General features: G+C 52.3%; 6 protein-coding genes and 1 tRNA gene. 4 read left to right on the top strand and 3 right to left on the bottom strand.

Annotation, left to right across the window (positions count from 1 at the left end):
• The first annotated feature begins 330 nt into the window (after positions 1-330).
• A complete protein-coding gene (locus AC2FNV_RS22940) occupies positions 331-1,149 on the top strand; it encodes a DUF2189 domain-containing protein (RefSeq protein WP_496774637.1) in 819 nt (272 codons plus the stop codon).
• Between the two features lie 184 nt (positions 1,150-1,333).
• Positions 1,334-2,179, top strand: a complete 846-nt coding sequence (locus AC2FNV_RS22935) for a pilus assembly protein N-terminal domain-containing protein (RefSeq protein WP_170607365.1) — start codon at positions 1,334-1,336, stop codon at positions 2,177-2,179.
• Positions 2,180-2,469: 290 nt separating this feature from the next.
• On the opposite strand, the gene AC2FNV_RS22930 is transcribed toward AC2FNV_RS22935, so the two are convergent.
• Positions 2,470-2,545: transfer RNA gene (locus AC2FNV_RS22930), tRNA-Lys, on the bottom strand.
• Between the two features lie 210 nt (positions 2,546-2,755).
• Here AC2FNV_RS22930 and dapF point away from each other — a divergent pair.
• Both dapF and mtaB read left to right on the top strand, forming a co-directional pair.
• Positions 2,756-3,598, top strand: coding sequence for a diaminopimelate epimerase (gene dapF, locus AC2FNV_RS22925; protein WP_170607367.1), 843 nt, complete (start codon positions 2,756-2,758; stop codon positions 3,596-3,598).
• Positions 3,595-4,851 carry a tRNA (N(6)-L-threonylcarbamoyladenosine(37)-C(2))-methylthiotransferase MtaB gene (mtaB, locus tag AC2FNV_RS22920; protein ID WP_170607631.1) on the top strand — a complete coding sequence of 419 codons (1,257 nt, stop codon included), beginning with the start codon at positions 3,595-3,597 and terminating at the stop codon, positions 4,849-4,851. The genes dapF and mtaB overlap by 4 nt, the downstream gene beginning before the upstream one ends.
• 132 nt (positions 4,852-4,983) lie before the next feature.
• Here the strand turns inward: mtaB and AC2FNV_RS22915 are convergent, their stop codons facing one another.
• On the bottom strand, positions 4,984-5,766 hold the full coding sequence (locus AC2FNV_RS22915; RefSeq protein ID WP_170474152.1) for a cytochrome c1: 783 nt from the start codon (positions 5,764-5,766) through the stop codon (positions 4,984-4,986).
• 17 nt (positions 5,767-5,783) lie between these two features.
• Positions 5,784-7,026: cytochrome b (locus AC2FNV_RS22910; protein ID WP_496774634.1), on the bottom strand; the 1,243-nt coding region annotated here is incomplete at its 5' end.

The following is a 7,026-nucleotide window of genomic DNA, read 5'->3' as shown; positions in this document are numbered from 1 at the left end:
AGACGTATCTAAACAAAACAAATTCCGATCAACAATTAAACTCCACAATATCACAAACTCAGATCTTCAACAAAAACTCGACCAACAATGCACTTCAGATGAGCTTTCTGCGGAAACACGATCTGGCGGCGAAAGTCGAATGTCCGATTGGCTCTGGGAACTGACGCAGGGGAGCAAGTAACGTATCGGTTGGCCCCGACCGCCTTTCTGTCCCCTTGCCCTTATGCGTCAGCTGATGCAGTTTCATATTCAGCGGAGGGATGCCTGTTTCACCACGGGGTCCGTTGGCAAATAGGCCAACGCGTCTTTATGCTTTGGGAGGGGTTTGTCATGACATCCAAAACCACGGGTCCCATACCACCGGACAATGTGACGCCACAGCAGCGGGCGATGCCAAGGGTCAACAAGGTGACTGCAGGTGATATCACGTCCTCGCTTAAAGCTGGATTTTCCGACTTTCTGGCTCGTCCTTTGATGAGCGGTTTCTTTGGCCTATTTTATGCAGCTTTCGGAATCCTGTTTGTTTGGTGCCTTGTCTGGCTGGGAAAGATTTGGATGATCATTCCCGCCGCGGTCGGCTTCCCGCTAGTCGCACCTTTCGCCGCGGCCGGGCTTTATGAGATGTCCCGCCGACTACAGAAGGGAGAGAATTTCGGTTGGTCTGAAATACTTTCTGTCATGGCTAATCAACACAAACGAGAAATGGGCTGGATGGCCTTTGTCACCCTGTTCATTTTTTGGGTGTGGATTTACCAGGTTCGGCTATGGCTGGCGATCATCCTGAAGGATGCGTCTTTCTCGGATTTTGACGGATTTTTGAACACCTTGTTCTTTACTCCACAGGGTTGGACTTTCCTTGCAATTGGTACCTGCGTGGGCGCATTTTTGTCGCTTGCGTTGTTCTTATTAACTGTCGTGTCTATGCCCATGTTGCTTGATCAGGAAACTGATTTCGTTTCCGCCATGCTGACGTCCATTCACGTCGTCACAGAAAACCCAGCGGTCATGCTCACCTGGGCGGCGATCATTTCGGTAACTATGCTACTGTCTTTGGTTCCAGCTTTTCTGGGTCTTGTCTTCACGCTGCCGATCCTTGGCCACACCACGTGGCATCTTTATCAACGGGCTGTGACACACGCGGACGGATGATCTTTTCGGCCACGGTCCTAAGCAACTGCCCAGATTGAGCCCAATGCGGACAGCAAAATATGACATTTTGTGGTCACATAGTTTTCTAAATTTTGCTCCCGATTTCGACTTCTTTTTCAGCCACACTTTTTCCGGCAGGACGACTAATCTGCCCAAAAAAGTGCTAATGTTGAGGTCTTCGATTATGAAAAACGGACTGAGCTGGATAGTCTACATAGCGGTCGCTACCGTTACGTTGATTGGCGCGCCTGCATTCGCCGGCGCCACTATAAAGATTGAGGCGAACGCGGCGACGCAAACTGTCGAGGTTGTCGCTGATGGTGCGGTTGCCATAGAAAGCGCGGAGCCATTTAGCGAAGTTTTCATCGCGAACGCGGACATCGCTGATATTTCGTCGATAACAGGTACTTCCCTTTACATCTTGGGTAAGAATCCGGGTCGCACGACCCTGATGCTGACTCGGGATGACAGCAGCATAATTTCTTCGATCGACATACGCGTTTCACCGGACACAACGGAATTACAGCGCCGTCTGACAGAAGTTTTGCCAGATGAAGAGATTAAAGTCCTTTCCGCGAACGACGGCTTCGTTCTTACCGGATCTGTGTCAGGCCCAGAGGTGGTCAGCAAGGCACTTGAGGTGGCGGGACATTACGCGCAAGGGAAAATATCGAACCTACTGAATGTGCGCATCCAAGAGGCACCTCCAATGCCAGAGCCAAAGCCGGAGAAGGTCGAGCCAGAACCTGCAGTCGAAATCGTTGATCCAGCTGAAGTTGAGGCACAGATCCGCGAACTTCTTCCCGACGAACTGGTCAGTGTCCACGATCTCGGAGGAACGATCGTTCTATCAGGAAAAATAAGCTCACAGGAGCGTGCGCAACAAGCTGTACAGATTGCTCAACTGCTAGTCGGCGATGCAGAAATCTCCAATCTTCTGACGGTCACGGAAAACCAGGTTTGCAAAGTGCGAATGCGTCGTGGTGGAGAACTTTTTGAAACTGTCATCCCTTGCCGGGAAAGTTCATAGTATCCTCTGCTGTCGTTGCAAGCAGTATTGAACCAGCTGTGAAAGCTGACCGAGTTCCACTTGGAAACGATGGATTTTCCAAGCTGTAGCCAGATGGATTAATTTCCAAGGGTTGAACGGTCTAAAACAGGGCTAGACCTGCCTTGGTTTAAATCGGCGGCATTAGAAATTCAGTCTGGGACTGAATACAAAGATGCCTGTTTAGGCAAATTGCTTTTAGTCGAATCTTAAACCCGAGGAGGGTAACCAATAGAGAACTTGGCAATTCGGCGTCAGACAATTTGAAAAAGTGGTGAGCCGTACAGGATTCGAACCTGTGACCCACTGATTAAAAGTCAGTTGCTCTACCAACTGAGCTAACGGCCCACTCTTTCTTGGATCTAATCGACCCGTGGTGCTCTCTAAGGTATTTTCCTGATCGGGTTCAAGACCTTAATTTGCACCCATTTCCGCCGACATAAAACTTGTGTCCGGCGCCCCGATAGGCGGCCTAATTAGGCAGGTGGGGCGAAGGGGTCAACCCCTTTTTTCATGAATCTTCCAGAGAGGGTGGAATCATTTCCTGACCATCGTTATATGGCCGCCATGCGACATACAAATGACATCGGTTTGCCCTTCATGAAAATGCATGGGCTGGGAAATGACTTCGTCATTGTAGACGCCCGCGCACAGGCGGTCGCGGTCACGCCCGCGTTGGCAAGAGGAATTGGGCACCGCCAGTTCGGTGTTGGATTTGATCAACTCGCTGTCATTGAGGCAGGGGACGTCGATGCGAACTTGGTATTTTATAATGCCGATGGATCGACATCAGCGGCTTGCGGAAACGCCACACGATGTATTGCCCGTTTCCTTATGGAAGAATCCGGTAAGTCGGAACTGACTTTGAAAACCGCGCGGGGTTACCTCTTGGCCCGCGATGCCGGAGACGGCCTGACCTCGGTGAACATGGGTCAACCACAACTGAACTGGAATGAGGTTCCACTTGCCGAAGAACTGGACACATTGGAGTTGCCAATCGAAGGTGGGCCGACCGCGACGGGTATGGGCAATCCGCACTGCACGTTCTTTGTCGAAAATGCCGAAGCTGTATCATTGGAAGAGTTTGGAGCGAGGTATGAACATCATCCTCTTTATCCGGAACGCACCAATGTTCAGGTTGCTCAAGTCACCGGACCGGATCAATTGCGGATGCGGGTTTGGGAACGAGGTGTTGGAATAACGCTGGCATCCGGATCGTCCTCTTGCGCGACTGCTGTTGCAGCAGCGCGGCGTGGATTGACCGGGCGCACAGTGCAGATTGAACTGGATGGTGGTAGGATCTGGATCAATTGGCGCGACGATGGGGTCTGGATGACAGGCCCAACGTGCCACGTGTTTTCTGGCACGCTGACACCGGAGTTTCTGAGGTCTCTGGCATGAGCGCCCCGATATTCACAACATTGGGTTGTCGCCTGAATGCATACGAGACTGAGGCTATGAAAGAGCTGTCGCAACAGGCAGGCTTGAGGGGCTCCGTAATCGTTAACACATGCGCCGTTACTGCCGAGGCTGTTAGGAAAGCCCGTCAGGAAATTCGTAGACTTCGGCGGGAAAATCCAGAGGCCCGCCTGATTGTCACTGGATGTGCCGCGCAGACCGAGCCTGACACATTTGTCCAGATGGATGAGGTCGACGCAGTGCTTGGGAACAGTGAAAAAATGCGGCCCGAGACCTGGAAGAGCATGGCGGCAGACTTCATTGGTGAGACCGAGGCGGTGCAAGTTGACGACATCATGTCTGTCACAGAAACGGCAAGGCATCTGATTGACGGGTTCGGCACCCGCTCACGCGCATATGTGCAGGTTCAGAATGGCTGCGATCACCGCTGCACTTTTTGCATCATACCCTACGGGCGTGGAAATTCCCGAAGCGTTGCTGCGGGCGTCGTGGTGGATCAAATCAAGCGCCTCGTCGACAAAGGTTACAACGAGGTCGTTTTGACAGGGGTGGATTTGACGTCTTGGGGCGCCGACCTGCCCGCGCAGCCCAAGCTGGGCGATCTGGTGATGCGTATCCTAAAGTTGGTCCCTGACCTTCCGCGTCTGCGGATCAGCTCGATCGATTCAATCGAAGTTGACGAAAACCTTATGCGAGCCATTGCAACTGAACCGCGCCTGATGCCGCATCTGCATTTATCATTGCAGCATGGAGACGACCTGATCCTCAAGCGTATGAAACGCCGCCACCTGCGCGATGATGCCATCCGGTTTACGGAAGAGGCTCGAAAGCTTCGCCCTGACATTACTTTCGGCGCGGATATAATTGCTGGATTTCCGACAGAGTCAGAAACACATTTCGAAAATTCCTTGCGACTTGTTGCTGAGTGCGATCTGACGTGGTTGCATGTCTTCCCCTATTCCAAACGCGCCGGCACCCCCGCGGCGCGGATTCCGCAACAAGTGAATGGAAAGGTGATCAAGGACAGAGCCGCGCGCCTGCGCAAAGCAGGTGAAAGTCAGGTTGCAAAACACTTGGCCGCCCAGATCGGAAAATCTCATCGCATCTTAATGGAAAACCCTTGCATGGGACGCACAGAGCAGTTCACCGAAGTCACGTTCCAAGCGCCACAGCAAGAAGGGAAGATTGTTAACGCGACGATTACTGGGCATTCTTTGACACAGCTAATAGCTTGATGAGTTTATGGGGATAAATTAGTCCGTCGACAAACGGGAGGATGCCTGTTCCAAGGTAAGTCACACGATTCCGAAAAAAACCCCCGCTTCCAGCAGGAGCGGGGGTTTTCAAATTCAGCCAATAGGATGGCTCTAGTGCCTTTTGCCCTTAACAGGCGCCCACAGGCGTTTGTTCACCAGGTACAAAATCACCGACAAAATGGTCAGGAACAAAACGCCGACAAAACCTGCGTTCTTGCGATCCATCATCTTGGGTTCTGCGGCCCACATCAGGAATGCCGAGACATCCTTTGACATCTCTTCAACGGTCGCGGCATGGCCATCTGCATATTCGACTTGGTCATCCGCCAGCGGAGGCGCCATGGAAATCCAACCACCGGGGAAAGCAGTATTCTCATACAGAACCGAACCAGCCTCTTCCTTTTCTTTACCAGTATACCCATCCAGCAACGAAGCGATGTACTCGGCACCGCCCATACCTTTGAACAACTGATTGATCCCCAGGCCATATGGACCGTGGAACCCAGCTCGGGCTTTTGCCATCAAGCTGAGGTCTGGCGCACCAACCCCGTTGTTTTCAGGGAAGTGGTCTGTTGGGATCGCCGGACGGAAATCATCCAGTTCGGGATCGAACACTTCGAAATTGCCCGCCGCGTAAGCGATGACCTGTTCTTCTGAATAACCCAGAGCTTCTAGGTCGCGAAGGGGCACGTATCTTAGGCCGTGGCAAGCCGCGCAGACCTCGGTGTAGACCTGAAGACCACGCTGCAACTGGCTTTCATCGTAAGTGCCAAACGGACCTTCGAAAGAGAAATGAAAATCCTCGACGTGCTGTTCACCACCACCTGCAGCATTTGAAGCTACAGGAGCAACGGCCAGAGCAAGCGCGGCACCGATTGCAAGTTTCTTGAACATGTTTCCGGTCCCTCTTCTTACTCTGCCGGCGTGGCATCGGCGTCAGCCTTGCCATAATGCGCGTTGAAGTCTTCTTCGATGGTTTCTGGCGGAGCCTGTGGTTTCTCAATTACCCCAAGGATCGGCAGGATTACGAAGAAGTAAGCAAACCAATACGCAGACGCGATCAGCGAGAAAGTTGCGTAAGGCTCCTCTGCAGGCATAGCGCCCAGCCACATCAGCGCAAAGAAATCGATGACCAAGAGGTAAAACCACCATTTGAACATCGGTCGGTATTTCCCAGAACGCACGCTTGATGTGTCCAGCCACGGAGCCAGTGCCATCGCAAGGATTGCTCCGAACATGGCCAGAACGCCAAAGAACTTCGCATCGATGATGCCGCCTGTGATGAAGCTGGCGATTTGTACAACCCAGACCTCACCAGTAAATGCGCGCAGGATCGCGTAAAACGGCAGGAAGTACCATTCTGGAACGATGTGCGCAGGAGTGACCAGCGGGTTGGCTTCGATGTAGTTGTCCGGGTGGCCCAGATAATTCGGCATAAAGCCGACGATGGCCCAGAACACCACCAAAATGACCGCAAGCGCGAACAAGTCTTTGATCACAAAGTATGGCCAGAAAGGAAGAGTATCTTTTTCGGCGTCAGCTTTAGACGTGCGACGAACGTCTACACCGGTCGGATTGTTGTTGCCAGTGGTGTGGAAAGCCCAGATATGCACGACAACCAGAGCCGCGATGATAAATGGTAACAAATAGTGCAGTGAGAAAAAGCGATTCAGCGTAGCGTTGTCCACCGCAGGACCGCCCAATAGCCAGGTTTGGATCGCATCGCCCACAAACGGAATCGCACCAAACAGGCCAGTTATCACAGTCGCGCCCCAGAAAGACATCTGGCCCCAAGGCAGGACGTATCCCATGAAAGCCGTGCCCATCATCATCAGATAGATCAGCATCCCGATGATCCACGTAATCTCGCGCGGAGATTTGTAGGACCCGTAGTACAGGCCGCGGAAGATATGAATGTAAACCGCAACAAAGAACAACGATGCGCCGTTCATGTGCAAGTAGCGGATAAAGTAGCCACCATTCACATTGCGCATGATGTGCTCGACGCTGGCAAAGGCCAGATCGACATGCGGAGTGTAATGCATCACCAGAACAATTCCGGTTATGATCTGCAACGCCAGACAGAAAGTCAGGACGATGCCCCAAATCCACATCCAGTTCAGGTTTTTAGGCGTTGGGATCATGAGTGTATCG

The sequence above is a fragment of the Ruegeria sp. BHSA163 genome, assembly GCF_059613365.1.
Note: the sequence above shows the minus strand (reverse complement) of the source record. Positions and strands in the feature narration are given on the sequence as shown.

What these genes read in the sequence shown, in the direction of transcription:
- AC2FNV_RS22940 (WP_496774637.1), top strand. Translation starts at nt 331, where the DNA reads ATGACATCCAAAACCACGGGTCCCATACCACCGGACAATGTGACGCCA.
- AC2FNV_RS22915 (WP_170474152.1), bottom strand. Translation starts at nt 5,766, where the DNA reads ATGTTCAAGAAACTTGCAATCGGTGCCGCGCTTGCTCTGGCCGTTGCT.
- dapF (WP_170607367.1), top strand. Translation starts at nt 2,756, where the DNA reads ATGGCCGCCATGCGACATACAAATGACATCGGTTTGCCCTTCATGAAA.
- mtaB (WP_170607631.1), top strand. Translation starts at nt 3,595, where the DNA reads ATGAGCGCCCCGATATTCACAACATTGGGTTGTCGCCTGAATGCATAC.
- AC2FNV_RS22935 (WP_170607365.1), top strand. Translation starts at nt 1,334, where the DNA reads ATGAAAAACGGACTGAGCTGGATAGTCTACATAGCGGTCGCTACCGTT.